Below are 25,057 nucleotides of genomic sequence, written 5' to 3'. Positions count from 1 at the left end.
AAAGATGGGAGTCTTAGAGCGGTTTAGTCATCGGATAAAAAGTAATCTAAAGTGTCCTCCAGTCCTTGCAACTCAAAAATCTTCGTTGTTTCTTATGCTTCAAATGCTGCTAATACATCTTCGTAGGTTGCAGCGGATAGTAATTTATCTCTTACTTCTTGATGCATCAGCTTGCGGGAAATATAAGATAACACTTTAAGATGGACATCATTAGAATCTGCAGGAACGGCAATCAGAAAAAATAAATGAGCAGCGGTTCCGTCTAGTGCTTCATAATCAATGCCAGCTCTCGATATCCCAAAAGTCAGAGCAGCCTCCTTAACACTACTATCTTTAGCATGAGGAATTGCAATGCCCATACCGATTCCTGTAGAAAATTCTTTCTCGCGGCGTAAGACTGCCTCTTTATACTTAGCTTTGTCCGTAAGTTTGCCATCGGCATGGAGAATTTCAATCAACTCATTAATAACGTCTTCTTTGTTGCTGGCCTCTAGGTTAAATTTCACTCTTGTTGCTGATAATAAATCTTGAATATTCATTTTAAATTACCTCCACTTTTGTATTTCAATTTGGCTTAATAGTTTATTAACGTCTGTCAAAGAAGCAGCTTGTGTACCGGGGAGCGTAACGGCTGCACCTGCGGCGGCTGATGCTAGCTTTATGCTATCAGTAAGGGATAGGTTACGCGCTTGCCCTACACTAAAACCAGCTACAAAAGCATCGCCTGCTCCAACTGTACTACTAACAGGTACATTAGGGGCTATAGCTCTTAAGATTTGATTGTTGTCAGCGACTAAAGAGCCTTTTTCGCCAAGGGAAATGGCTACTTTAGCGATGCCTTGGTTTAATAGATATTGTATGGCGCCAAGAATTTCCTCATCTGAATCCATGGGCGAATTCATTAATTGGCTAAGTTCGGGCAAATTTGGCTTAACTGCAAAGGGGCGGGCGGCAATGCCGGCAACTAATGCTGGCCCACTAGTATCTAGGATTACTTTGCAATCATATTGATGTAAAATTTCAATAAAGTTGGCATAGGTATCAGTTGGTATTGTGGGTGGCAAACTGCCGGATAATACGAACCATTTATGTTTGGCAGCAAGTTGACGTAGCGTAGTTTGTAAATTATCTAAATCTGCTATCGTTGGTGAAATACCAGGGAAATTTAATTCGCTGACTACATCAGTTGTAGTATCAACAATTTTAATGTTTACACGATTTTCTCCCTTTACTTCCACAAAATGGTTGTGTATATTTTCTTGATCAAAATACTCTTGAAAAGAACAAGCATTTTTCTTGCCTAAGAATCCTGTGACAAGTACTGGATAATCGAGGGCCTTTATCACTTTGGCCACATTGATTCCTTTGCCGCCGGGATCGGTACGTTCGTTATCGACTCGATTGACTTCTCCCAAAGTGAAGTTTTGTAAGTGCAATGTACGGTCGAGAGCTGGATTAAAAGTGACAGTAACGATAGGTGTTATAATATTTTGATTCAAAACATTCACTCCTTTATAATGTAGTGGATTCAGCGATAACAACTTGGGTGTAGTTATTTATAATATCCAGAGTGTCCTTATTAATGCCATTGTCAGTGATAATCATAGATAATTCGTCTAAACTGCAAATTTGAGTAAAGGTTTTCTTATCAAACTTAGAATGATCAGCTACTAATATAGTAGTTTTACCAGCTTGGAGCATAGCCCTCTTAGTTTCAGCTTCTGCTAGGTGGTGAGTAGTTGCGCCTAAAGTACAGTCAATGGCGTTAGCAGCAAGAAATACTTTATCAAAGCAGAAAAGTTTAAGCATCGCATTCGTTAGCGGACCTACGAGAGAATTAATGGATTTTCTCCATGTACCGCCTAATAAAAGTACCTCAATATCTGGTTCCTCGGCAAAAACGAAAGCAACATCCATGCTGTTAGTGACAACCGTTAACTTTCTGCCGCATAATGCCCGGGCAATTTCACGGGTGGTTGTACCCGCATCTAATAAAATAGTTTCACCGTCATGAACCATGCTGGCAGCTGTAGCGGCAATGTCTCTTTTTTCATTTAAAAGGAATACTTCGCGATCTTGAAAGCTGAGTTCAGAACCTAATTGGACAGAAACAGCACCTCCATGTGTCCGCTGAACAAGACCTAAATTTTCAAGTTCTTGTAAGTCGCGGCGTATGGTAGCTTCTGATACTGTAAATAAAGAACTAAGCTCAATTACCTTAACAGGCTGGCCTGCATTTATAAATTGTATAATCTTATTACGCCGTTCTTCAGCAAACATATATGCCCTCCTAAAGTAAACTGTATTTTCAGTTTACTCTGTAAATGTTCATTTGTGATCATTATAAGAGGGGGAGATGAGAAAGTCAATCACAAACGAACAGAAATAATCAAAAATCAAAAAATAACTAGGTTACTTAGGTTTTATCATTTAATAGTTCTCATTTTACGGAATCAGAAAGTATAACACTTTCTTGATTCCAAGTAAGAACGACTAAGGCTTCTATCTGCGTCCGAGAACTTGGCATAAGACAAGTCTTATCTTATAATTTACAAATATTTATAATTTATAAAGAAAAAACAATATTGCTTAGCATAAGCTGGTATGCTATAATAATGTGGTGAAAAGCAAGTAAGCGGCTTTAAAGTGAGGTGCAATAAATGAAAGATAAAATTCATCCTAATTATGGTGAATCAAAAGTAATGTGTGGTTGTGGCAACACTTTTGTAACTGGTTCTATTAAGAAAGAATTACGTATTGATGTGTGCTCAAAATGCCATCCGTTCTTTACTGGTCAGCAACGTAATATAACTGCCGGTGGACGTATTGAGAAATTCAATAAACGTTACGGTCAACAGGCCTAAAAACGGGGTAGCAGAGCAGAAATGCTCTGCTACATTTATATCTGTAGCAAAGATATAAGCCCTTTTCTTATAAAATAAAGGAGGGGATACCATGAAACCGAAAGTAAGTATTGGTGGGCAAGCAGTCATTGAGGGTGTAATGATGCGTGGTCCTGGCATGATTGCAACTGCCGTCAGGGAGCCTTCAGGTGAGATCATCATCAAAAAGGAACCTTTTACACCTGTTAATGACCGGTATCCCATTTTGAAAAAACCGATGCTAAGAGGTGTCGTTGCCTTGGTTGAGTCTTTAGTACAAGGACTCAAAGCGCTATCTTTTTCAGCCCAAGCGGCTGGTGAAGAAGGGGAAGAATTATCAAATAAGGAAATTGCGCTAACCATGGTTTTTTCTCTTGGCTTAGCCATTGTATTATTTGTAATTATCCCTACCTATGCGGCAAAATATATTCATAGTGCGATTACTGATCCACGATTGTTAAACCTTATGGAAGGCGTGTTGCGACTATCGATCTTCCTAGTATATATTACGGCGATTTCTAGGATGAAGGATATTAGGCGAGTGTTTGAATATCACGGAGCTGAACATAAAACGATTCATGCTTATGAAGCCGGAGTACCCTTGGATGTTGAACATGTGCGGACATATACCACGCTGCATCCTAGATGTGGTACCAACTTTTTGTTGATTGTAATGATTGTAAGTATCATTATGTTCGCTTTTCTAGGCTGGCCAGAGTTATGGATCCGCATTGTTTCTCGTATTATTCTAATGCCGGTAGTAGCAGGTCTTGCTTATGAAATCATTCGTTTTGCAGGAAAAAGTGAAGCGGCATGGGTACGGGTTGCAATTATGCCAGGTTTATTATTGCAGAAATTAACTACTAGAGAACCAAGTGATGATCAACTAGAAGTGGCTATTAAAGCCTTAGAAGCAGTTCGAACAGTAGAAGAAGTATAGCTATCGGTAAGCACAAAGGACACAATCTTTTAACAACAAAGTGTTGTATGTTCTTTGTGCTTATGATACAAAATAGATTTAGAGGAGAATGACCATGCGGGATAAATTGCAGGCCATTGAAGATAAATATCTTGAATTGGAAAACTTAATTAGCGACCCTTCAGTTATGGCTAATATGGAAGAGTGGCAAAAACTTACCAAGACTCATTCTAAAATGACACCTATCGTAGCAAAATTTCACGAGTATAAAGAGGTACAACAAGGAATAGCAGATGCTCTTGAAATGCTTAATGATAAATTGGATAATGATTTTCGGCAGATGGTGTCAGCAGAACTTGCAGAATTAAAAGCTAAAAATGAAGTACTGAATGAAGAATTGCGTATTTTGCTCTTGCCTAAAGATCCTAATGATGACAAAAGTGTAATTGTTGAAATTCGTGGCGGAGCTGGTGGCGATGAAGCTGCCCTATTTGCTGGGGATTTATTTCGTATGTATACTCGATATGCTGAGAATCAAGGTTGGCGCACCGAAATATTGGATGCCAATGCACCGGATTTAGGTGGTTTTAAGGAAGTGGTCTTTGAAATTCACGGGGATGGTGCTTATAGTCGATTGAAATATGAAAGTGGTGTACACCGTGTACAACGTGTTCCCACCACAGAATCAAGTGGACGTATTCATACCTCTACTGTTACAGTGGCTGTATTACCTGAAGCTGAGGAAGTAGATGTAGTAATTCATCAAAACGATCTTCGAATTGATACCTATTGTGCCAGCGGTGCCGGCGGTCAGCATGTCAATAAAACAGAGTCAGCGGTTAGAATTGTTCATTTACCGACAGGCATAGTTGTTCAGTGTCAAGATGAAAAGTCTCAGCTTAAGAATAAGGATAAGGCAATGCGTGTACTCAGAGCTAAGGTGCTAGAGAAAGCGGAGGCAGAACATAACGCGGAAATGGCGGAAACTCGTAAAAGCCAGGTAGGTACAGGGGATCGCAGTGAACGGATTCGTACCTATAATTTCCCTCAAGGAAGGGTGACAGACCATCGGATTGGTTTGACATTGCATAAATTGGATTTTGTTCTTAATGGCGACCTTGACGAAGTGATTAATGCTTTGATTGCCACAGCTCAAAGTGAACGTATGCAGCAAGGTGAATGATATGGAAAATAAGAAAGATATTTGGACCATTCAGACAATTTTAAACTGGACAAGGCAGTACTTCTTAGATAAAGGCGTGGAAAATCCGCGCCTTGATGCGGAAGTACTGCTTTCCCATATTCTAGATAAAGAACGACTTTATTTATATGTTCATTTTGATCAACCCTTAGAAGAGAAGGAGTTAGCAGCTTTTCGCGTAGCTGTTAAAAAGAGAGCTGCCCGTTTACCAGTCGCTTATATTATTGGGATAAAAGAATTTATGGGTTTAGATTTTGAGGTCACACCCGATGTCCTCATTCCTAGACCAGATACGGAAATACTGGTAGAAGCGGCTTTGAAACGTCTTTCTACATTAGATAATCCTCATATTTTGGATATTGGTACAGGGAGTGGAGCTATTTGTGTAAGTATGCTCGCAAACTTACCTACAGCAAGTGGTGCGACCGTTGATATATCAGCAGCGGCTCTCGATGTAGCAAAAAGAAATGCAATGAAGCATCAAGTGCATGAGAGACTTACGTTTTGCCAGGGGGATTTGTTTACCCCTGTAGAAGGACAACAGTTTACTGCTATTTTGTCCAATCCTCCTTATATTCCTGAAGCAGATATTCGGGGGCTTACCCCTGAAGTGCGGCAAGAACCTAACTTAGCCTTAGATGGCGGTCAAGATGGGCTAGATTTTTATCGCCGGATTATAAAAGAAGGTAGAAAGCATTTAGTAACTGGTGGCTTTATCGCAATGGAAGTCGGTATTGGGCAAGCTCAGCTTGTTGCTGATATGGCAGAAAAAAACGGGGATTTTAAAGTAAGCGAAATTATAAAAGACTACGGCGGCATTGATCGGGTTGTGGTGATAGAAGGACTGTAAAGGTAGGTTTTTAGTTATGCATACTGAATATTTTATTGTGGATAAAGAAAATCCTGATAAGGCGGTGTTATCAAAGGCAGCAGAACTTTTAAAACAAGGCAAGCTAGTGGCCTTTCCTACGGAAACTGTCTACGGACTAGGGGCTAATGGACTTGACGAAAAAGCTGCAGCTGGAATTTTTTCAGCTAAGGGCAGGCCTTCTGATAATCCTTTGATTTTACATATTGCCAATCGTGAGGATGTTGATCAATTGGCTACGCATATTTCAACAAATGCGAAAGTATTAATGGAGGCTTTTTGGCCTGGGCCTCTAACTGTTGTCTTGCGGCGTAAAGCTATCGTGCCTGATATTATTACAGGGGGGCTAGAAACGGTAGCAATTCGTTTGCCGGACTCCATAGTTGCTAGGCAGCTTATTTTTATGGCGGGTACGCCCATTGCAGCTCCTAGTGCGAACACCTCAGGACGACCTAGTCCAACGAGTGCCCAGGCTGTATTAGATGACCTTGAGGGTAAGATACATGCTGTTGTGGATGCTGGTAATTGCCAAATTGGTGTAGAATCAACTGTTGTGGATTGTACTACGCCCGTACCAACCTTGTTAAGACCGGGGGGGGTTACCTTAGAAATGCTAATGGCAACAGTAGGGGAAGTGGAAATTGATCCAACTCTTGCCGGTAGTTTTGAACTTGCACCTAAGTCTCCTGGAATGAAATATAGTCATTACGCTCCAGATGCACCTATGGTTTTATTTGAAGGTGCCTACCCTCATTTGGCAGATCTTCTGCTACTGGAAGTAAAAACAGCGCTGGCAGAAGGCAAAAAAGTAGGTGCTGTGGTTTCGACAGAAACAGCAGCTAGGCTACCGAAAGAAGTAGTAGCTTTTGTTTATGGTAGTCGTAAGAGAATTGATGAAATTGCTGCCAATTTATATAAGGCATTGCGAAGTTACGATGATAATCCTGTAGATATAATTTATACCGAAGGTATTCCAGAAGATGGGCTTGGACTGGCGATTATGAATCGTCTTCGCAAAGCAAGTGGTTATCGTATCGTGAACGGATAACATATCCCCCATGCACTCCACATATATATACTCTAAGTGGAGGTGGGATTGGGTGAGTAGTTTAGAGATCCTGGTGCTAAGTGCAGCATTGGGAACAGATTTGTTCTCAGTGGCGGTTCCTATCGGTATGAATCGAATGCGGCGTAAGATTGTTTTCCGGGCAGCTGTTGTATTTGCTTTGTTTCACATTGTACTTATATTGCTAGGTTACTATATTGGGCACTTCTTGGGAGCGATAGTTGAGCGGGTAGGTACATATCATAGCCAATATTCATTTATTGCAATGGAAAATTGGGCTAGTATCTTAGGAGCATTGGTTTTAACTGGGTTGGGCATATATATGATTAAGGAAAATCTGGAGGATACTGTTCCAAATAAAAATAAGGTACACCCCTTGCAAGGTTTTTCTCTTATTGTATTGGCAACAAGTGTGAGTATTGATGCATTTGCCGCCGGTTTTAGCATGGGTATGATGGATGTAGATTTGTTAAAATTAAGCGTCATTTTAGGGATTGTAATCTTTACTATTGCCTTAATAGGCTTGGGTTTGGGCCGTAAGGTGGGGCGATGTATTGGTGGCAGAGTAGAGCTTCTAGGCGGAATGATTCTTATTTTGTTAGGATTACATGTGCTGTGGACCGTGCTATGATAAAAATGTAACGGATGAGATATAATATTAAATGGAGAAGGGCAGTTGAAAGATTGATATGCTGCAAATTTTAATTGTTTGCACGGGCAATACCTGTCGTAGTCCTATGGCTGAAGTATTGCTGAGAGACAAAATAGAGAAAAATTACTTAACGGATCAAATTGTTGTGTCATCTGCTGGTGTTGCTGTATGGGGTGAAGGCGCTGCCTCTATGGGAGCTCAAATGGCTATGGGGCGGCGTGGTATCAATATGTTAAGTCATCGTTCTCATCGCCTTCTCCCTGGGGATATCCAATCTGCTGATTTACTCTTAACCATGACAGCGAGTCATAAGGCGGCGGTGGTTGAAATTATGCCTGAGGCGATAGATAAAGTCTATACCTTGGCAGAGTTTGCCGGAGAGGATAGAGATATTATGGATCCTTATGGGGAGAATGTTACTGTTTATGAGATGTGTGCAGAGCAAATAGAAAAAAATCTAGAAAAGTCTTGGAAGAAAATAGTGACCCTTGCAGGAAAAAAGGATTGCATAGAGAAAAATGACGAATAGAGCGTGTTTTATACACGCTACCTTATTGTAAAGAGGTTGGAGGTTTATAATGTTAGTAGCGATAGGTAGTGACCATGGCGGCTTTCGGTTGAAAGAAGAGATTAAGAGTTTGCTGACAGAAGCAAACATCGAGTTTCAAGATTTCGGGACTTATTCTGCAGAGGCAGTTGATTATCCAGATATCGCAAAAAAAGTTTGTGATGTTGTAGTTAGTGGCGAGTATACGAGAGGCATTTTGATTTGTGGTACCGGTATTGGTATAAATATTGCTGCCAATAAAGTAAAAGGCATTCGAGCTGCTCTTTGTCACGATGTATTTTCAGCCCAAATGACGAGAGAGCACAATGATACCAATGTTTTAACTATGGGGGAAAGAGTCATTGGTCCAGGTTTGGCTCGTATGATTGTTTCTACTTGGCTTAATACGGAATTTCTTGGTGGTCGCCACGCGAAGCGAGTTGAAAAAATCTCTGCATTAGAAGGTTAAAGATGATCTGGTGGAGGTTAGTACAGTGATTGAACTAGATGCAACTAGAACACAGACGATAGAGGCTGCTACTGAATTGTTAGAAATCGCAAAACTCGCTCCAGGGCAAATTCTAGTAGTAGGTTGTAGTACAAGTGAAGTAATTGGTGAAAGAATCGGTTCTTCTGGCTCTTCCGAAGTAGCTAAGGCTATTTTAGGCGGCTTATTGGAGGCGTGTGCTCCCTTTGGAGTGTGTCTTGCAATACAGTGCTGTGAGCATTTAAATCGCGGACTAGTAATAACAGCAGAAGCCAGTGAACGCTATGGTTTAGAACCTGTCATGGTAATCCCAGTTCCAAAGGCGGGCGGAGCCTTGGCATCTGAGGCGATGAGGGTTTTTGAAAACCCTGTTGTAGTAGAAAATATTAAGGCCCATGCGGGGATTGATATTGGGAGTACCTTAATCGGTATGCATTTAAAAGCCGTAGCCATACCTGTGCGGTTATCCCGGAAACATATTGGACATGCGTTTGTTACGGCAGCTCGAACTCGCCCTAAGTTAATTGGCGGTTCACGGGCTGTTTATCCGATGACCAAACCGCTCTAAGACTCCCAGATATAGGTGGGAGTTAAGAACGGCTAAGATTTAGATGGAGTTAAAACCTCATCTGAATCACGTCTTCTTTATGAGTAATTATAAATATGGGGGAATAAACATGAGTATGCTATCAAGTTTTGATCCGGAAATTGCAAAAGCCATTGATTTAGAATTGCATCGGCAGCAAAATAAGTTGGAGCTAATTGCTTCTGAGAATTTTGTAAGTAAGGCGGTTATGGAAGCCCAAGGATCCGTGCTAACAAATAAATATGCGGAAGGCTATCCAGGAAAACGTTACTATGGTGGTTGTGAACATGTAGATGTTGTAGAACAGCTAGCGATTGATAGGGTGAAACAACTTTTTGGTGCAGAACATGCCAATGTACAGCCTCATTCTGGTGCCCAAGCAAATACGGCAGTATATTTTGCTTTTTTACAGCCGGGTGATACGATCTTGGGAATGAATTTAGCCCATGGCGGACATTTGACTCACGGTAGCCCTGTTAATATCTCAGGTAAATGCTTTAATATTGTACCCTATGGTGTAGATGAGGTAACCCATCGTATTAATTATGATGAAGTTGCCGAGCTAGCTGCTAAACATCGCCCAAAAATGATTGTTGCAGGTGCAAGTGCTTATTCTCGAATTATTGATTTTGAACGCATGGGTCAAATTGCTCGCGAAGTAGGAGCCTTATTTATGGTAGATATGGCTCATATTGCTGGTTTAGTAGCGGCAGGGCTGCATCCTAGTCCTATCGGGCATGCTGATATTGTAACAACAACAACGCATAAAACTTTGCGCGGACCACGTGGCGGCGTAATTATGTGCAAAGCAGAGTTAGCAGCAAAAGTTGATAAATCCGTATTTCCTGGCATGCAAGGTGGGCCATTAATGCATGTTATTGCTGCGAAAGCGGTTTCTTTCAAAGAGGCATTAACAGATGAGTTTAAAATGTACCAGCAGCAAATTGTGAAAAATGCAGCAGCTTTAGCAGCAGGTTTGTCAAAGGCTGGGTTCACTTTGGTTTCTGGCGGTACTGATAATCACTTGTTGCTGGTTGATTTGCGTCCACAGAATATGACAGGCAAAGATGCAGAGAAGGTGCTAGATGCGGTAGGTGTTACTGTTAATAAAAACGCGATTCCTTATGATCCTACTAGCCCTTTTATTACCAGCGGCATTCGTATTGGTACAGCAGCGATTACTTCTCGTGGGATGAAAGAAGCAGATATGGATCTTGTAGCTGAAATTATTGCCATGGTACTGAAGAATTCGGCTGATGATGCAGTGAAAGCTAAGGCTGCCAACATGATTGCTGATCTGTGCAAGAAATACCCATTGTACGCATAAAGAAGACTTGATTCAGATGGAGTTTTAACGCTATCTGAATCTTAGTCCTTCTTATCCAGGGACTTAGCCGCTCTTAACTCCCACTTATAAAAGATGGGAGTCTTAGAGCGGTTTAGTCATCGGATAAAAAATACATACAGAGCACTAGTTAAAATCGATTCCGAGTCATCGGAGTCGATTTTTTTATTGCATCGTGTTCTTTGCGTCTTCGCGTTTCAATAATTTTGCATTATCTCTAGTCTTCTATGTTCTTATGGTTCAAATGCGTTGTCTCAATATTATCTATGTAGACAAGGATTGAAACTCTATCATCGTATTTTGTATTATTTTTCTTACCGTAAAACAGTAAAATATTCTTGCTTTTTCTCTGCAATGACTGGTATAATGGCTTAAAATGTTACATCATGTAGCTACAAAAAACAGTTTTGTTTTTCTGTAGCGGTCATTGCAGTGATCCAATTCTTTAAAAATGAAAATGTTTGCGAAAGGAGGACTTGTATGTATTGGAATAAGACCATTGAAACCATGGAACATGAGCAAATGCAACAATTACAGGCCAAAAGATTACGCGATGTGGTAGAACATATGTATCAAAAAGTGCCGTTTTATCGTGCTCTTATGCAGCAAGAAGGCTTATTGCCTCAAGATATAGCAACACTAGCGGATATTAGCAAGTTGCCGTTTATGACGAAACAGGATATGCGAGATAATTATCCTTATGGATTATTCGCGGTACCACCTAGTGAAATTGTTCGTATTCACGCCTCTAGTGGTACGACAGGTAAAGCTACAGTCGTTGGTTATACAAAAAGAGATTTGGGCATGTGGTCAGAGGTTATGGCTAGGTCATTAACAGCAGCAGGTGTTAGTAAGCAATCTTTTGTGCAAATCTCTTATGGATATGGCTTATTTACGGGCGGTTTGGGTTTACATTATGGAGCAGAATTAGTGGGAGCTTCTGTCATTCCTGTATCAAGTGGAAATACGGCTAGGCAGATATCTCTAATGAAAGATTTTGGCACAACCGCATTGGCTTGCACTCCTTCCTATGCCCTTCACCTAGCAGAAACTATGAATGAGATGGGAATTGATCCAAAAAGTACAGCGCTAAAGGTTGGGATATTAGGGGCTGAGCCGTGGTCAGATAAAATGCGAAATCAAATTGAAGCAAGTCTTAATATTAGGGCTACGGATATTTACGGATTGAGTGAAATTATTGGGCCGGGTGTTGCCTGTGAATGTTCCGAGCAGCAGGGACTTCATATTAATGAGGATCATTTTTATCCAGAAATTATTGATCCTTTGACTGGAGAGATACTGGCAGACGGGCAAAAAGGCGAATTGGTATTGACTACTATTAGTAAAGAGGGCATGCCAATGATTCGTTATCGGACCCGGGATTTAACAGTACTAGATCGTAGTCCCTGTGGCTGTGGACGCACGCTTGTGCGGATGAGCAAAGTAATGGGGCGTAGTGATGATATGCTGATTATTCGCGGAGTCAATGTTTTCCCATCTCAGATTGAGAGTGTTTTGCTTGGCTTAGGGGAAACCTCACCTCATTATCAATTGATTGTTGACCGCCAAGGGCATTTGGATACATTGACTGTCATGGTGGAAATTTCGGAAGCTATGTTTTCTGATGAAGTGCGCCGTTTAGAAATGTTGGAACGAAAGATTCAGACAGAGTTAGCGAGTGTCTTAAAAATAGCAGCTAAGGTACGCTTAGTAGCTGCTAAAACGTTAGAACGAAGTGAAGGCAAAGCCAAAAGGGTAATTGACAATCGCCAAATTTAAGAAAACATGTAAGTTTTATGACTATCCGAAAAGGAGAGGTAGCGTATGATTATTCAGCAACTATCAGTATTTCTAGAAAATCGTACAGGGACACTGGCAGAAGTATTAGCAACCTTACATGAAAATAACATTAATATTAGAGCTATGTCTGTGGCAGAAACAGCAGACTTTGGAATTTTACGTTTTATTGTTAATCAACCTGAGAAAGTAGAACAAGTATTACGAAAAGCCCAATTTGCTCTAAGAGTAACACCCGTATTAACCATGGTATTAGATGATAGCCCTGGCAGCTTGCTAGATCGAATCGAAAAACTAAGCAATGCAGGTATTAATATTGAATATTTTTACGCATTTGCTGTGGTAGGCACGGAGAGGGCTCGGATTGTGCTAAAAGTAGATGCGTTGGCAGAAGCCCAGCAATTACTTGGGGAATACGAGGAAGGTCAACATAAGGAAAAAGAGCAAGAAACAGACTTTTATTGGTAATGTTCTACGATTTGCGTTTGAAATTGACGCCATGTCTATAGTCAAAAGCGGAGGTGAATGTTGTGGGGCATCATACAATATCCATTTTAGTATTGAACCAATCTGGAGTACTGGTGCGGGTGGCAGGGATGTTTTCACGTCGTGGATTTAATATTGAAAGTTTAGCAGTAGGCACTACTCACGTACCGGAATATTCCCGAATTACTGCTGTTATGCAGGGTAGCGATGCTATCGTTAAGCAGGTAGTTAAGCAGTTAGAAAAGTTAGTAGAAGTACGTGCTGTAGAAATTTTACCAGTAAATATCGCGGTAGTACGAGACATGGCTATGATAAAGGTGCGAGCAGGTAAAGAAAAGAATTTAGAAGTCTTGCAGTTAGCCGAATCCTTTGGGGCTAAAGTCGTAGATATATCTGAACAATCTTTAATTGTAGAAATTACTAGCGGCAAAACCAATGCGGATGCTCTAATTGCGGCCTTATCGCCTTACGGAATCATAGAAATGATTCGCGCAGGTGTTGTTGGCTTGCAACGGGGAGACTGTAGTATTTACGAAAAGGAAAAATGTGAAGTTAGCGAGTTGTTTGATACATCTCCAGCGGAATTGTAATCGAAAAAATGTTAAAAAGCGGTAAAGACCACCTCTCATAGGCAACTGAAGAGGCAGTTTTTAAAATAAATAGGATAATATTAAAATTTAGGAGAGATGATGAAGATGAGTAAAATGTATTATGACAAAGATGCGGTAGTAGAATTAATTGCAAACAAGACGGTAGCTATTATAGGCTATGGCAGCCAAGGGCATGCCCACGCTTTGAATTTACATGATAATGGCGTTAAAGTAATTGTTGGTTTATACAAAGGAAGTAAGTCTTGGGAAAAAGCACAAAAAGATGGTTTAGAAGTTAAGGAAGTGGCTGGAGCTGTAGCTGCTGCGGATGTAGTTATGATTCTAGTTCCTGATGAGAAACAAGCTAAGATCTATAAGGAAGAGATTGCCCCTAATTTGAAATCGGGTGCTGCTTTAGCCTTTGCTCATGGTTTTAATATTCACTTTAATCAAATTAAACCACCAGCAGATGTGGATGTATTTATGGTAGCACCAAAGGGACCTGGTCATTTGGTACGTCGTGTATTCCAAGAAGGTGCTGGAGTACCTTGCTTGAAAGCTGTATACCAAGATGCCTCTGGTCAAGCTGAAGCCTTATCTTTAGCTTATGCATGGGGTGTTGGCGGAACAAGAGCGGGCGTATTAACAACTAGCTTCCAAGAAGAAACAGAAACAGATCTATTTGGCGAGCAAGCTGTTCTGTGCGGCGGTGCTACTGCACTCGTAAAAGCGGGTTTTGAAACCTTAGTGGAAGCTGGTTATCAGCCTGAAGTTGCTTATTTTGAATGTTTGCATGAACTGAAACTGATTGTAGACTTAATGTACGAAGGCGGTATGGCAGCAATGCGTTATTCAATCAGTGATACTGCTGAGTATGGCGATTATATGATTGGCAACCGAATTGTAACCGATGCAACCAAATTAGAGATGAAAAAAGTTCTGAAGGAAATACAAACTGGAGTATTTGCAAAAAATTGGATTTTGGAAAATCAAGCGAATCGTCCGGAATTTACCGCTACAAGACGCAGAGAAGCAGAACATCAAATTGAAACAGTAGGTAAAGAATTGCGTGGCATGATGAGTTGGTTGAAAAAATAATTGCAAGATAGAGGTGTTGGTATGGAACGAAATATTAAAATTTTTGATACCACACTACGTGACGGTGAGCAGACGCCTGGCGTATGTTTGGATATGCATGAAAAGCTGGAAATTGCCCAAAGTTTGGTTAAGCTAAAAGTGGATATCATTGAAGCTGGGTTTCCAATTGCCTCCCCAGGTGACTTTAAAGGGGTTAGTAAAATAGCAGAGATGATTAGGGGGCCTGTGATAGCCGGTTTGGCGAGGGCGAATAAAAAAGATATCGATGCTGTGGTGCAGTCTTTAGCAAAAGCAGAGCGGCCGCGAATTCATACTTTTATTGCTACCAGTGATATTCATATGGAATATAAGTTAAAGATGTCTAGAGATAAGGTGCTGGAGATGACAGAAGAGTCTGTGCGTTATGCCAAGCAATTTATGGAAGACATCGAATTTTCCGCAGAGGATGCTTCTCGGTCGGACTGGCAATTCCTTTGTCAGGTATATGGGAAGGCAATTGCTGCAGGTGCTACTGTCATTAATGTGCCTGACACAGTTGGTTATACGACCCCTGATGAATATGGAGCTTTAATTCGTTATTTAAGAGAAAATGTGCCTGGTATTGATAAAGTAGATATCAGTGTTCATTGCCATAATGACTTGGGATTAGCTGTAGCTAATTCCTTAGCAGCAGTGCAGGCTGGGGCAAGTCAAGTGGAATGTACCATCAATGGTTTAGGGGAACGGGCAGGTAATGCGGCTTTAGAAGAATTGGTCATGGCATTTTATACCCGTCGTGATTATTACAAGGTAACGACAGGGATTGATACTAAGCAAATTTATCGTGCTTCTACCCAAGTCAGCGCGTTGACTGGCGTGGATGTACAGATCAATAAAGCTGTGGTAGGAGACAATGCTTTTGCTCATGAATCAGGCATTCATCAACACGGTGTTATGAGCAATGCTTTGACCTATGAGATTATTTCTCCTGAAGTTATCGGTATGAGTCGCAACGCCATTGTCCTAGGAAAACATTCTGGCCGGCATGCTTTTGAAGAACGTCTAAAACAGATGGATTATAATTTTGATAGTGAAACCATTAATGTGTTATTTGCCAAGTTTAAAGACTTAGCAGATAAGAAGAAAGTGGTTTTTGATCAGGATATCGCCGCCTTAATTATTGATAAACCGTCTATGCAGCCAGCTTGGTATCGTTTAGTATCTCATCAGGTAGTAAGCGGCGGCAGTGATAATGTGGCAACTGCGTCTGTACGCTTAGAGACCAGTAATGGTCTTACAGAAAAAGCAAGCTGTGGGGATGGACCGGTAGATGCCATCTTTAAAGCCATAGAACAAGCTGCTGGGTTTGCTGTAGGTTTGAAGGATTATCAGTTAAAGGCCATTACTGCAGGTGAAGATGCCTTAGGGGAAGCCACGGTATGGATAGAATATAACGGTTCTGTCTTCAATGGGCGGGGCTTAAGTACAGATGTTATCGAGGCTAGTGCAAGAGCCTACATTAACGCTATTAATAAACGTTTAACTGTATGCGGTTATCCTCAGGCGCAGCAGGTGGTTGGGAGTAAATAATTATGAGTGAAAAAAATATTGTTGTCATTCCGGGTGATGGCATCGGAGAAGAAATAACATCGGCAGCTGTCCGTATATTAAATAAGATAGCAAGTAAAAGTAATATAACGCTAACCTTTGAAAAACATTTAGCGGGTGGTGCAGCGATTGATGCGTATGGTGTACCTTTACCGGATAGCACAATTAAAGCAGCTAAAAATGCAGATGCTGTTCTTTTAGGGGCTGTAGGTGGTCCAAAGTGGGATAGTGTTCCTCCTGAAATACGGGCAGAAAAGGCAATTTTAGGATTGCGCAAAGAATTAGGCCTTTATGCTAATTTGCGCCCGATTAAAGTATCAGAGGCTTTAATCGAGTTCTCGCCGTTAAAAGCCGCAGCTATTTCTGGTGTAGACATTTTACTGGTACGTGAATTAAATGGTGGTATTTATTATGGGGCGAAAAATGAAGCTGCAATGGTGAATGGTGTTGAGCAAGCTTCTGATCTTGAAATCTATAGTGCCCCTGAGGTTCGCCGCATTGTCACATTGGCTTGTCAAGCTGCTAAACTTCGTCGTAATCAAGTGGTGTCTGTAGATAAAGCCAATGTGTTAGCTTCTTCAAGATTATGGAGGAAGGTAGCAAATGAGACGGCTAAAACATTTGCGGATGTTAGCTTGAGCCATTTATACGTGGATAACTGTGCAATGCAGTTGATTTTGGCACCAAAACAGTTTGATGTAATTGTAACCAATAACTTATTTGGTGACATTTTAAGTGATGAAGCTGCAGTGTTGACAGGGTCGATTGGTATGCTGCCATCAGCAAGTATTGGTGATGGTACGGGACTTTATGAGCCAATACATGGATCAGCACCAGATATTGCAGGCCTAGGCCTAGCCAATCCAGTAGGTACTATCTTGTCTGCTGCTATGCTTCTTCGTTATTCCTTAGGCGCTGAACAAGCAGCCAATCAAATTGAACAGGCAGTAGAACAGGTTTTGGTAGAAGGATATCGTACCGCTGATCTGTATAAACATGGATCGACAAAGGTGACAACAGAGGAAATGGCTGGACTGATTGAAGGAAAACTTTAGGTAATATCTCGATGTAGGGAGGTGACTTGTATGGAGATATCTGGTGCGCAGGCGATTGTGGAGTGTTTGTTAGAACAGGGGATTGATACGGTCTTTGGCTATCCAGGAGGACGTATTTTACCTTTGTACGATGCCATTTATGGTGGCTCAATACGTCATATCCTCACGGCGCATGAACAGGGTGCGATACATGCAGCTGATGGGTATGCCCGTGCTAGTGGAAGGGTCGGAGTCTGTATTGCCACTAGTGGACCGGGGGCAACAAATTTGGTAACTGGGCTGGCTAATGCTTACTTGGATTCTGTGCCTTTGGTGGTTATTACGGGGCAGGTCTCTACGGATCTTATTGGTAATGATGCCTTTCAGGAAGTGGATACAACGGGTATTACCATGTCCGTAACAAAGCATAATTTTCTCGTCAAAGATGTAACCTTATTACCAGAAGTCATACGCTTTGCATTTCGAATTGCTTGTTCCGGACGTCCAGGGCCCGTTTTAATTGACATACCAAGTGATATTCAAGCAGCTAAATTTATTTTTTCTCCTGGCAAAAAGGAAAAGAAAGCAAAACCACAATGGGAACTATCCGAATTTGGTAGTAGAACTATTGAGAAAGCAATTGATGCTATCACAAGAGCGAAGCAGCCAGTGATGATTGTTGGTGGCGGCGTGGTTTCTTCTGGTGCATACGAACAGGTTATTGGTTTGGCTGAAAAAATCGGGACGCCTGTGGTGAGCACTCTGATGGGATTAGGTGTATTTCCATCGAAACATCCTTTGTTTTTAGGATTAACGGGGATGCACGGTGGCAAGGTTGCCAATCATGTTGTCCATGGTGCTGATGTTGTCATTGCCATTGGCAGCCGATTTAACGACCGAGTAACAGGGAATAAGTTTAAATATGCAGAGGGGAAAACAGTCATTCACATTGACGTAGACCCAGCCGAATTAGATAAGAATGTTATCACCCATATTGCCTTAGCGGGAGATGTAAAACAATTAGTAGAAATCTTGCATCAACGTATTAAACCTGTTGATGGGCTTATTTGGTGGGATAAGATTGAGGCATGGAAAGAAAAATTCAAGGTTGATTATGGTAAAGATATATTGACTGCACCTTGGATGCTTAGGCATGTATCTGAGGTTACAGCTGGTAAGCCCTTTATCTTTGCCACGGATGTAGGACAGCACCAAATGTGGGCTGCTCAAAATTTAAATATAGAGTCACCTCGTTCTTGGATTACGTCTGGTGGTTTAGGAACAATGGGCTTTGGTTTACCTTCTGCTATTGGGGCACAGTTAGCTGTTCCTGATAAGAGAGTGATTACCATTGTAGGGGATGGCGGCATTAAGATGACTGGCTGTGAGTTATTTACGGTTAGGACGCAGAATCTGCCGTTGATTACCATTGTTGTTGATAACAGCTCATTGGGAATGGTCCGTCAATTGCAGGAGTTGTTTTACAAAGAAAGATATTCTGCTTCACTGCAAACAGTGCAGATGGATTTTGTCTGTTTTGCGAAATCCTTTGGCGTTGAAGGGGCTTTAGCTACGACGCAAGAAGAGTTTACTGAGGCCTTTGCTGATGCCCTAGAAAGTAACAGTCCAAGACTTATTGTAGTAAAGATTCTCACAGAGCATTTAGTAACCCCCATGTTAGTACCTAATTCACCCTTAGATACGTTTATGGATATTTAACAAAATAGAGACCTAGTCGATTATTATGACCAGGTCTCTATTTTTGTATATAGAAGAAATATGCTTTTCGGATGGAGTTTGGAAAACGTGATTAACCACAGAGGCGCAGAGGACGCTGAGAGGAATTTTAATAATAAAAGATATCCTGCCTCTGTGTTCTCTGCGTCTCTGCGGTTTCGTTATTTTTTTAGATTTGCTACAAACCGTCCAATCCGCTGGAGGGCTTCTGTAATATTTTTTGTTGATGTGGCATAAGAACAACGAACAAATCCCTCGCCGCTATCGCCAAAGGCATTGCCTGGTACTAAGGCTACTTTTTCAGACATCAATAACTGCTCCGCAAACTCGAGTGAAGTTAGGCCGGTTGATTTTATCGAAGGAAAAACATAAAAAGCTCCTTTTGGCTCAAAACACTCTAGTCCAATTTCGCGAAACCCATCTAAAATAAGACGGCGACGTTGATTGTATTCTGTAACCATATGAGTAACCTGTGACTCCCCTCTTCTGAGAGCTTCAATTGCAGCGATTTGGGCTGTGATGGGAGTGCATAGCATCGTATACTGATGGATTTTAGTCATAGCTCCGATAAAGGCAGCATTAGAGGCTGCATAACCAATACGCCAGCCGGTCATAGCGTAAGCCTTGGAAAAGCCGTTTAAAACTATGGTGCGATCCCGCATATCTGGTAGACTTGAGAAACAGGTATGGGTGCCGTCGTAAGTGAGCTTAGCATAGATTTCATCAGAAATAACGATAAGGTCATGCTTTTGGGCAAAAGCTGCAATACTCATTAATGCTTCTCTAGTCATAACAGCGCCAGTAGGATTATTAGGATAACCAATCAATAGCACTTTCGTGCGAGGTGTAACGTAAGCTTCTAACTGGTCTGCAGTGATGCAAAACTGGTTATCAATATTGGTAGGCACTGTAACGGCAACACCGCCTGCTAGTGTGACGCAGGATTTATAGGATACATAACAGGGTTCAGGCACCAAAACTTCATCACCAGGGCTAAGGAGAGCGCGCATAGCTAAATCTAATGCTTCGCTTACTCCCACTGTCACTAGTACTTCTTGCTTGGGGTCGTATGTAACTTGGTAGTCATTATAGAGAGATTTAACGATTTCCTCGCGAAGTTCAAGAAGTCCATAATTAGAGGTATAGGAAGTATAACCTTTATGCAATCCGTAAATACAGCTTTCCCGGATGTGCCAGGGCGTGACAAAATCAGGTTCGCCTACACCTAGAGAAATGACGCCCTTCATTTCTGCGGCAATATCAAAGAAACGCCGAATGCCAGAAGGGGGAATGGCATTTACAGTTGGTGATATGCGCTCTGACCAATTCATGGTGATACCACCAACCTGTGCTCTTCTTCTGAGTCATCAATGATAACCCCAGCATATTTATATTTCTTTAACATAAAATTGGTTGTGGTGCTAACGACTCCATCAATAGTCGACAATTTAGTAGAAACAAAATCAGCGACATCTCTTAAGCTAGCCCCTTCAATTGTGACAGAAAGATCATATCCTCCTGACATCAAATATAAACCTCGGACCTCGGGATAACGGCAGATACGTTCCGCGATGGCATCAAAACCAACCTCGCGCTGAGGAGTAATTTTGACTTCAATCACAGCTGTAACATTATCAACACCTGCTTTTTCCCAGTCGATAATGGTTTGGTATTTTAAGATTATTTTTTCATCTTGAAATTGTTTTATAAGCGCGGCAATTTCCGGTGCAGGCCTGTTTAACATAACCGCTAGCTGCTCTGGCGATTGAGTATGATCTCTTTCTAGGCATTCCAAAAGTTCTTTCATAGAAATGGTCCCCCTTGATAAAATAATAGGATAAAGAAGACTTGATTCAGGTGGAGTTTTAATTCATCTGAATCTTAGTCGCACTTATCCAGGGACTTAGCCGCTCCTAACTCACGCTTATAGAAGATGGGAGTCTTAGGGCGGTTTAGTCATCGGATAAAAAAGATACTGTATTTTCTAGGATACCACATATACTAATGAGAAGTACATGGATTTACAAAAAAAATGCCATATTTCCTATGATATAATTAGAATATTCGATTTATAGATGTTGGCAAATTGAAAAAGAAGAGGGAATTGAACCGCAGAGAACACAGAGGCGATATAAGTTTTAATTCCCTTAGTATTCTTCAAATATTCGTGTTTAAAATGGTTTTGTTTTCATAAATTTTTTCTGTGTCCTCTGCGCCTCTGCGGTTTATTTTTCCCCCGTTGTATTCTTCCTTTAGTTCACTTATCATATATAGTATAATTAATGTAATATTTGATTGCTGTTGAATTGAAATAGCGGAGGTAATTATGCGGAAAAATTGGGACTTATATTTTTTAGATATTGCATTTCAAGTAGCGGAACGTAGTACTTGCTTAAGAAGGCATGTAGGTGCAGTCATTGTGAAGGACAAACGTATTAAAGGAACAGGCTATAATGGGAGTCCTGCGGGATTGCCTCATTGTATAGATGATGGTTGTGCTATGCTAGGAGAGCATTGCGTACGCTGTATACATGCCGAACCCAATGCCCTTTTGGAATGTACGCCAGATGAACGGCGAGGCGCCACTCTTTATTGCACTGATAGGCCATGTCCTGAGTGCCAAAAACTAATTATTACTTCTGGCATTACTAAGGTCGTGTATGCTAGAGATTATACTCCTCACACCGATTGGTTTGCATTATCTGCAGTAGAAGTGGTATATATGCCAAAAGAGGGAGCGTAATACATTATGCTTGAACCAATTTACCTACCTAAATTAAATAACCTTACACCAACATTAGACTCTACCTTACTTAAGATTATGGAGGAGGCTGGTGAACTCGCAAGAGCTGTATTGCACTTTTTACCTTATGAGAATACACTAGTGAAAGAAAAAGATGCTAGTGACCAAGGAACAGTTTTACTTACCGAAGTGGCTGCCGAGCTCTTGGATGTAGCGCAAACTTGTGTAACCATGCTATTTGTAATGGAAGAATTTTATGGGATAGAGGTAGATACCTTAATTGATCAGCATCTGAGCAAGTTAGAACAAAAAGGGTATTTATTTGATAATCGCCTTCAATACAGCATCACGACGGTTGGTGATTTTAAATATTTAAAATTACCTCAGCTTATCTTGGAAGAGGTAAGTTTGCTGACAACGGTATGCAAGATTCAAGAAGAAATTGGTGAGTTAACTCAGTATTTAGGAAAAAGGGCAGGGGCATCAGGAGAAGAAGCTGACTTAACAACAGAAGCGGCTTTGCTAGGATGTGCTTACGAATTATTAGATGTAGCCCAATGTTGTTTTACTATGATGTATATTTTGGCACAAAAGTATCATGTTAATATACAAGAACTAAGAAAAGCTCATATTGAAAAACTGAAACGCAAGGGTTATTGTATAGACTGCCCCTAATAAATAGGTTATATTAAATAGTATAGATGCAAATAATGAAAGGATATGTCTAAGACCACTCCTAGCGTATCGACAATGATTTTGCAATTTCTTTAATGCATTCCATATAAGAGCATAGGGCTCAATATACTAGTAATAATGAGGATTTACCCTAATAGAATCCGTTTGACAAGGGTATTGACGTGATGTAAAATGGGATTGTTGTGTAGAAATGAGGTGCTTAATAATGCAGACATATATTGTGGCGTTTACCGTTGCCTTAGCGGTTGCTTACTTTGTAACACCGCGGGTAAAAGATTTAGCAATAAAAGTAGGAGCCTTAGATGCTCCGGATGCTCGTAAAGTGCATACCAGGCCTATTCCGAGAATGGGGGGCTTAGCTATTTATGCAGCCTTTGTATTGGCTGTTCTAGCAAGTATGTATGTGAGTCGTGAAGTGTTGGGTTTGTTAGTTGGTGGTACGGTAATTCTAATTGTAGGTATTATTGATGATTTAAAGCCATTACCTGCCAGAGTCAAATTATTAGGGCAAATCGTCGCGGCTTCTGTACTGGTTATGTTCGACATTCGTATCGAATGGTTAACCAATCCTTTTGGGGATATGTTGTATGTAGAATATTTGTCGATTCCTCTCACTATCTTATGGGTGGTTGGTTTGACAAATACAGTGAATTTGATTGATGGTTTGGATGGATTGGCTGCTGGAGTATCTACCATTGCTTCAGTCACTATATTGTTAGTTGCATTGCAGCAAAACTTTTGGACAGTGGCTGTGTTAACAGCTGCTTTAGCTGGTAGTGCTTTAGGATTTTTGCAGCATAATTTTAATCCTGCCAAGATTTTTATGGGTGACACAGGCAGTATGTTTTTGGGATATATGCTAGCGGCGATATCCATTCTTGGTGCAGTGAAGAGTGCAGCTACTATTGCCCTGATTGTACCTATCGTAGCGTTAGGATTGCCAATTTTAGATACTGCTTTTGCGATTATTCGTCGTTATATGAGCGGACGTCCTATTTTTAAACCAGATAAAGGTCATTTGCATCACCGTTTATTGGAAATGGGGCTAACCCAGAAACAAGCAGTATTATTGATGTATGTCATAAGCGGTTGTTTAGGTCTGAGTGCAATTGCCTTGACTGAGGTGAACAAATCGTTAGGAGCCTTTATTGTAATTGCTTTGCTTGGTGTTGCCTTTATTGGCGCAAGGAAAATAGGGGTATTAAAGGCAACGAAATCGATTGAAAGTCATTAAGTCACACAAGTGGGCGGGCATTATGCCTGCCTATTTTTGTTACGGAATCAGAAAGTATAACACTTCCTTGATTCCAAGTAAGAACGACTAAGGCTTCTGCCTGCGTCTGAAGCCTTGGCATAAGCCAAGTCTTTTCTTAATAGAATGTCCCTCCAAGGTTTTCCAAAACAGATTTAAAGGGGAGTATATAATGTCACGTATTAAAGTTATGACAGTGTTTGGAACAAGGCCAGAAGCAATTAAAATGGCTCCAGTTATTTTAGAACTCAATAAGCATCCTGAACAGATTCAGCCGATTGTAGCTGTTACAGCGCAACATAGAGAAATGCTTGATCAGGTACTGCAGCTATTTCAGATTGTTCCTGACTATGATTTGGATATTATGTCCCAAGGGCAAACATTATTTGATATTACAGCTCGAGCGATGCAAGGTTTGAATGAAGTCATTGGTAAAGAAAAACCTGATATTGTATTGGTACATGGGGATACAACGACTACTTTTGCAGGAGCTTTGGCTGCTTATTATCATCAGACGGCGGTGGGACATGTTGAAGCAGGTCTTAGAACCCAAAATAAATATTCTCCGTTTCCAGAAGAAATGAATCGAAAATTGACTGGATCCCTAACGGATATGCATTTTTCGCCGACTAAGACAGCAAAGGCCAATTTGCTAAAAGAAGCTGTAGCAGAAGAAGCTACTTTCGTTACAGGTAACACCGTGATAGATGCCTTACTAACTACTGTAAATAAAGAGTACAAGTTTGCAGATGAAATGCTAGACGGGATTGACTATATAAATAAACGAGTTGTTCTAGTTACGACGCATCGCAGAGAAAATTTAGGTGAACCTATGCGACATGTTTACCAAGCCCTTAGGCAGATTGTTACGGAATTTGAGGATGTAGTAGTCGTTTTTCCTGTACATAAAAATCCTCTTGTCCGAGAAGTGGTAAACAGTGAATTAGGTGACATAGAACGAGTTAAACTAATTGACCCATTAGAGTATCAGCCTTTTGCTAATTTATTAGCCCGTTCCCATTTTGTTCTCACTGACTCAGGCGGTGTGCAAGAAGAGGCACCAGCGTTAGGAAAACCGGTACTAGTACTACGAGATAATACAGAACGACCCGAGGCTATTGAGGCAGGCACTGTAAAACTAATTGGTACAGACAAAGAACGAGTTTATCAAGAGACTCGTCTCCTGCTGGCGGATCATGTGGAATATGAGCGAATGGCAAATGCTTGTAATCCCTATGGTGATGGACAAGCATCTCGTCGTATTGTAGAAAACATTCTTTGGAAGTATGGGTTTTCCCAGGTAAAACCTGATCAATTCGGAAATTGTCAGGTGAAATAAATGGTTACCTGTATAAAAAGTAATTAAAGAAGGTATAAAGGTATTAATGTTCTCTTCAATATAAAACGTATTTAGCAGGATTTTATTGGTATTTGTCGAAAAAGTAATATAAACTTATTAAAATGGGAATATTTATGTAGGAAAC

Annotated in this window: 26 protein-coding genes; 21 read left to right on the top strand and 5 right to left on the bottom strand. The window is 40.9% G+C overall.

Annotation, left to right across the window (positions count from 1 at the left end; translation table 11 throughout):
- Positions 1–92: 92 nt before the first annotated feature.
- From QSJ81_RS20860 to QSJ81_RS20850, 3 genes are read right to left on the bottom strand one after another with little or no spacing between them, the layout of a single operon-like run.
- A complete protein-coding gene (locus tag QSJ81_RS20860) occupies positions 93–539 on the bottom strand; it encodes a PTS sugar transporter subunit IIA (RefSeq protein WP_285719280.1) in 447 nt (148 codons plus the stop codon).
- Positions 540–545: 6 nt separating this feature from the next.
- The gene (gene pfkB / locus QSJ81_RS20855) at positions 546–1,499 is read right to left on the bottom strand and encodes a 1-phosphofructokinase (protein WP_285719279.1); all 954 of its coding nucleotides are present in this window, start codon (positions 1,497–1,499) and stop codon (positions 546–548) included.
- 13 nt (positions 1,500–1,512) lie between these two features.
- Entirely contained in the window at positions 1,513–2,280 is a 768-nt protein-coding gene (locus QSJ81_RS20850; protein WP_285719278.1) for a DeoR/GlpR family DNA-binding transcription regulator, read from the bottom strand.
- Between the two features lie 380 nt (positions 2,281–2,660).
- Here QSJ81_RS20850 and rpmE point away from each other — a divergent pair, with 380 nt between their 5' ends.
- The 17 genes from rpmE (at position 2,661) to ilvB (ending at position 18,864) form a co-directional block, all read left to right on the top strand.
- Entirely contained in the window at positions 2,661–2,864 is a 204-nt protein-coding gene (rpmE, locus tag QSJ81_RS20845) for a 50S ribosomal protein L31 (protein WP_007958807.1), read from the top strand.
- Between the two features lie 91 nt (positions 2,865–2,955).
- Entirely contained in the window at positions 2,956–3,822 is an 867-nt protein-coding gene (locus QSJ81_RS20840; RefSeq protein WP_285719277.1) for a DUF1385 domain-containing protein, read from the top strand.
- 94 nt (positions 3,823–3,916) lie between these two features.
- A complete protein-coding gene (gene prfA / locus QSJ81_RS20835) occupies positions 3,917–4,984 on the top strand; it encodes a peptide chain release factor 1 (protein WP_285719276.1) in 1,068 nt (355 codons plus the stop codon).
- A 1-nt stretch (position 4,985) separates the two neighbouring features.
- Positions 4,986–5,852: a peptide chain release factor N(5)-glutamine methyltransferase gene (gene prmC, locus QSJ81_RS20830; protein WP_285719275.1), complete on the top strand. Its 867-nt coding sequence runs from the start codon at positions 4,986–4,988 to the stop codon at positions 5,850–5,852.
- Between the two features lie 16 nt (positions 5,853–5,868).
- Positions 5,869–6,918 (top strand): L-threonylcarbamoyladenylate synthase, encoded by a 1,050-nt coding sequence (locus QSJ81_RS20825; protein ID WP_285719274.1) that lies wholly within the window; start codon positions 5,869–5,871, stop codon positions 6,916–6,918.
- 52 nt (positions 6,919–6,970) lie between these two features.
- Complete coding sequence (locus QSJ81_RS20820; protein WP_285719273.1) at positions 6,971–7,567, top strand: manganese efflux pump MntP; 597 nt, start codon at positions 6,971–6,973, stop codon at positions 7,565–7,567.
- A 58-nt stretch (positions 7,568–7,625) separates the two neighbouring features.
- Positions 7,626–8,117 carry a low molecular weight protein arginine phosphatase gene (locus tag QSJ81_RS20815; RefSeq protein WP_285719272.1) on the top strand — a complete coding sequence of 164 codons (492 nt, stop codon included), beginning with the start codon at positions 7,626–7,628 and terminating at the stop codon, positions 8,115–8,117.
- A 49-nt stretch (positions 8,118–8,166) separates the two neighbouring features.
- Complete coding sequence (rpiB, locus tag QSJ81_RS20810) at positions 8,167–8,604, top strand: ribose 5-phosphate isomerase B (RefSeq protein WP_285719271.1); 438 nt, start codon at positions 8,167–8,169, stop codon at positions 8,602–8,604.
- Between the two features lie 25 nt (positions 8,605–8,629).
- The gene (locus QSJ81_RS20805; protein ID WP_502929674.1) at positions 8,630–9,190 is read left to right on the top strand and encodes a TIGR01440 family protein; all 561 of its coding nucleotides are present in this window, start codon (positions 8,630–8,632) and stop codon (positions 9,188–9,190) included.
- 109 nt (positions 9,191–9,299) lie between these two features.
- Complete coding sequence (gene glyA, locus QSJ81_RS20800) at positions 9,300–10,535, top strand: serine hydroxymethyltransferase (protein WP_285719270.1); 1,236 nt, start codon at positions 9,300–9,302, stop codon at positions 10,533–10,535.
- A 498-nt stretch (positions 10,536–11,033) separates the two neighbouring features.
- Positions 11,034–12,332 carry a phenylacetate--CoA ligase family protein gene (locus QSJ81_RS20795; RefSeq protein WP_285719269.1) on the top strand — a complete coding sequence of 433 codons (1,299 nt, stop codon included), beginning with the start codon at positions 11,034–11,036 and terminating at the stop codon, positions 12,330–12,332.
- A 45-nt stretch (positions 12,333–12,377) separates the two neighbouring features.
- On the top strand, positions 12,378–12,818 hold the full coding sequence (locus tag QSJ81_RS20790) for an ACT domain-containing protein (RefSeq protein ID WP_285719268.1): 441 nt from the start codon (positions 12,378–12,380) through the stop codon (positions 12,816–12,818).
- Between the two features lie 62 nt (positions 12,819–12,880).
- Positions 12,881–13,426 carry an acetolactate synthase small subunit gene (gene ilvN / locus QSJ81_RS20785; RefSeq protein WP_285719267.1) on the top strand — a complete coding sequence of 182 codons (546 nt, stop codon included), beginning with the start codon at positions 12,881–12,883 and terminating at the stop codon, positions 13,424–13,426.
- Positions 13,427–13,531: 105 nt separating this feature from the next.
- Positions 13,532–14,524, top strand: coding sequence for a ketol-acid reductoisomerase (ilvC, locus tag QSJ81_RS20780; RefSeq protein WP_285719266.1), 993 nt, complete (start codon positions 13,532–13,534; stop codon positions 14,522–14,524).
- A 21-nt stretch (positions 14,525–14,545) separates the two neighbouring features.
- Positions 14,546–16,093: a 2-isopropylmalate synthase gene (locus tag QSJ81_RS20775; protein WP_285719265.1), complete on the top strand. Its 1,548-nt coding sequence runs from the start codon at positions 14,546–14,548 to the stop codon at positions 16,091–16,093.
- A 2-nt stretch (positions 16,094–16,095) separates the two neighbouring features.
- The gene (gene leuB / locus QSJ81_RS20770; protein ID WP_285719264.1) at positions 16,096–17,166 is read left to right on the top strand and encodes a 3-isopropylmalate dehydrogenase; all 1,071 of its coding nucleotides are present in this window, start codon (positions 16,096–16,098) and stop codon (positions 17,164–17,166) included.
- A 30-nt stretch (positions 17,167–17,196) separates the two neighbouring features.
- Positions 17,197–18,864, top strand: a complete 1,668-nt coding sequence (gene ilvB, locus QSJ81_RS20765) for a biosynthetic-type acetolactate synthase large subunit (RefSeq protein ID WP_285719263.1) — start codon at positions 17,197–17,199, stop codon at positions 18,862–18,864.
- Between the two features lie 179 nt (positions 18,865–19,043).
- Here ilvB and QSJ81_RS20760 read toward each other — a convergent pair whose 3' ends face one another.
- The gene (locus tag QSJ81_RS20760; protein WP_285719262.1) at positions 19,044–20,213 is read right to left on the bottom strand and encodes an aminotransferase class I/II-fold pyridoxal phosphate-dependent enzyme; all 1,170 of its coding nucleotides are present in this window, start codon (positions 20,211–20,213) and stop codon (positions 19,044–19,046) included.
- A complete protein-coding gene (locus QSJ81_RS20755; protein ID WP_285719261.1) occupies positions 20,210–20,689 on the bottom strand; it encodes an Lrp/AsnC family transcriptional regulator in 480 nt (159 codons plus the stop codon). The genes QSJ81_RS20760 and QSJ81_RS20755 overlap by 4 nt, the downstream gene beginning before the upstream one ends.
- A gap of 519 nt (positions 20,690–21,208) precedes the next feature.
- Between QSJ81_RS20755 and QSJ81_RS20750 the strand changes: the two genes are divergently transcribed.
- From QSJ81_RS20750 to wecB, 4 genes are all read left to right on the top strand, one after another.
- Positions 21,209–21,625, top strand: a complete 417-nt coding sequence (locus QSJ81_RS20750) for a deoxycytidylate deaminase (RefSeq protein WP_285719260.1) — start codon at positions 21,209–21,211, stop codon at positions 21,623–21,625.
- A 6-nt stretch (positions 21,626–21,631) separates the two neighbouring features.
- Complete coding sequence (locus tag QSJ81_RS20745) at positions 21,632–22,300, top strand: nucleoside triphosphate pyrophosphohydrolase family protein (RefSeq protein WP_285719259.1); 669 nt, start codon at positions 21,632–21,634, stop codon at positions 22,298–22,300.
- Positions 22,301–22,526: 226 nt separating this feature from the next.
- Positions 22,527–23,555, top strand: a complete 1,029-nt coding sequence (locus tag QSJ81_RS20740; protein ID WP_285719258.1) for a glycosyltransferase family 4 protein — start codon at positions 22,527–22,529, stop codon at positions 23,553–23,555.
- A 190-nt stretch (positions 23,556–23,745) separates the two neighbouring features.
- On the top strand, positions 23,746–24,912 hold the full coding sequence (gene wecB / locus QSJ81_RS20735; protein ID WP_285719257.1) for a non-hydrolyzing UDP-N-acetylglucosamine 2-epimerase: 1,167 nt from the start codon (positions 23,746–23,748) through the stop codon (positions 24,910–24,912).
- Positions 24,913–25,057 lie beyond the last annotated feature (145 nt).

Origin of the sequence: Pelosinus sp. IPA-1, from assembly GCF_030269905.1 — a bacterium.
In the GTDB taxonomy this organism is placed as follows: Bacteria; Bacillota; Negativicutes; order DSM-13327; family DSM-13327; genus Pelosinus.
The sequence above is the reverse complement of the archived record's forward strand: the minus strand, read 5'-3'. Positions and strand labels throughout refer to the sequence as shown.

Bases quoted from the DNA above. Each gene is read 5' to 3' on its own strand.
- QSJ81_RS20860 (WP_285719280.1), bottom strand. From the start codon at position 539: ATGAATATTCAAGATTTATTATCAGCAACAAGAGTGAAATTTAACCTA.
- QSJ81_RS20850 (WP_285719278.1), bottom strand. From the start codon at position 2,280: ATGTTTGCTGAAGAACGGCGTAATAAGATTATACAATTTATAAATGCA.
- rpmE (WP_007958807.1), top strand. From the start codon at position 2,661: ATGAAAGATAAAATTCATCCTAATTATGGTGAATCAAAAGTAATGTGT.
- QSJ81_RS20840 (WP_285719277.1), top strand. From the start codon at position 2,956: ATGAAACCGAAAGTAAGTATTGGTGGGCAAGCAGTCATTGAGGGTGTA.
- prfA (WP_285719276.1), top strand. From the start codon at position 3,917: ATGCGGGATAAATTGCAGGCCATTGAAGATAAATATCTTGAATTGGAA.
- prmC (WP_285719275.1), top strand. From the start codon at position 4,986: ATGGAAAATAAGAAAGATATTTGGACCATTCAGACAATTTTAAACTGG.
- QSJ81_RS20825 (WP_285719274.1), top strand. From the start codon at position 5,869: ATGCATACTGAATATTTTATTGTGGATAAAGAAAATCCTGATAAGGCG.
- QSJ81_RS20815 (WP_285719272.1), top strand. From the start codon at position 7,626: ATGCTGCAAATTTTAATTGTTTGCACGGGCAATACCTGTCGTAGTCCT.
- rpiB (WP_285719271.1), top strand. From the start codon at position 8,167: ATGTTAGTAGCGATAGGTAGTGACCATGGCGGCTTTCGGTTGAAAGAA.
- glyA (WP_285719270.1), top strand. From the start codon at position 9,300: ATGAGTATGCTATCAAGTTTTGATCCGGAAATTGCAAAAGCCATTGAT.
- QSJ81_RS20795 (WP_285719269.1), top strand. From the start codon at position 11,034: ATGTATTGGAATAAGACCATTGAAACCATGGAACATGAGCAAATGCAA.
- QSJ81_RS20790 (WP_285719268.1), top strand. From the start codon at position 12,378: ATGATTATTCAGCAACTATCAGTATTTCTAGAAAATCGTACAGGGACA.
- ilvC (WP_285719266.1), top strand. From the start codon at position 13,532: ATGAGTAAAATGTATTATGACAAAGATGCGGTAGTAGAATTAATTGCA.
- QSJ81_RS20775 (WP_285719265.1), top strand. From the start codon at position 14,546: ATGGAACGAAATATTAAAATTTTTGATACCACACTACGTGACGGTGAG.
- leuB (WP_285719264.1), top strand. From the start codon at position 16,096: ATGAGTGAAAAAAATATTGTTGTCATTCCGGGTGATGGCATCGGAGAA.
- ilvB (WP_285719263.1), top strand. From the start codon at position 17,197: ATGGAGATATCTGGTGCGCAGGCGATTGTGGAGTGTTTGTTAGAACAG.
- QSJ81_RS20760 (WP_285719262.1), bottom strand. From the start codon at position 20,213: ATGAATTGGTCAGAGCGCATATCACCAACTGTAAATGCCATTCCCCCT.
- QSJ81_RS20755 (WP_285719261.1), bottom strand. From the start codon at position 20,689: ATGAAAGAACTTTTGGAATGCCTAGAAAGAGATCATACTCAATCGCCA.
- QSJ81_RS20750 (WP_285719260.1), top strand. From the start codon at position 21,209: ATGCGGAAAAATTGGGACTTATATTTTTTAGATATTGCATTTCAAGTA.
- QSJ81_RS20745 (WP_285719259.1), top strand. From the start codon at position 21,632: ATGCTTGAACCAATTTACCTACCTAAATTAAATAACCTTACACCAACA.
- QSJ81_RS20740 (WP_285719258.1), top strand. From the start codon at position 22,527: ATGCAGACATATATTGTGGCGTTTACCGTTGCCTTAGCGGTTGCTTAC.
- wecB (WP_285719257.1), top strand. From the start codon at position 23,746: ATGTCACGTATTAAAGTTATGACAGTGTTTGGAACAAGGCCAGAAGCA.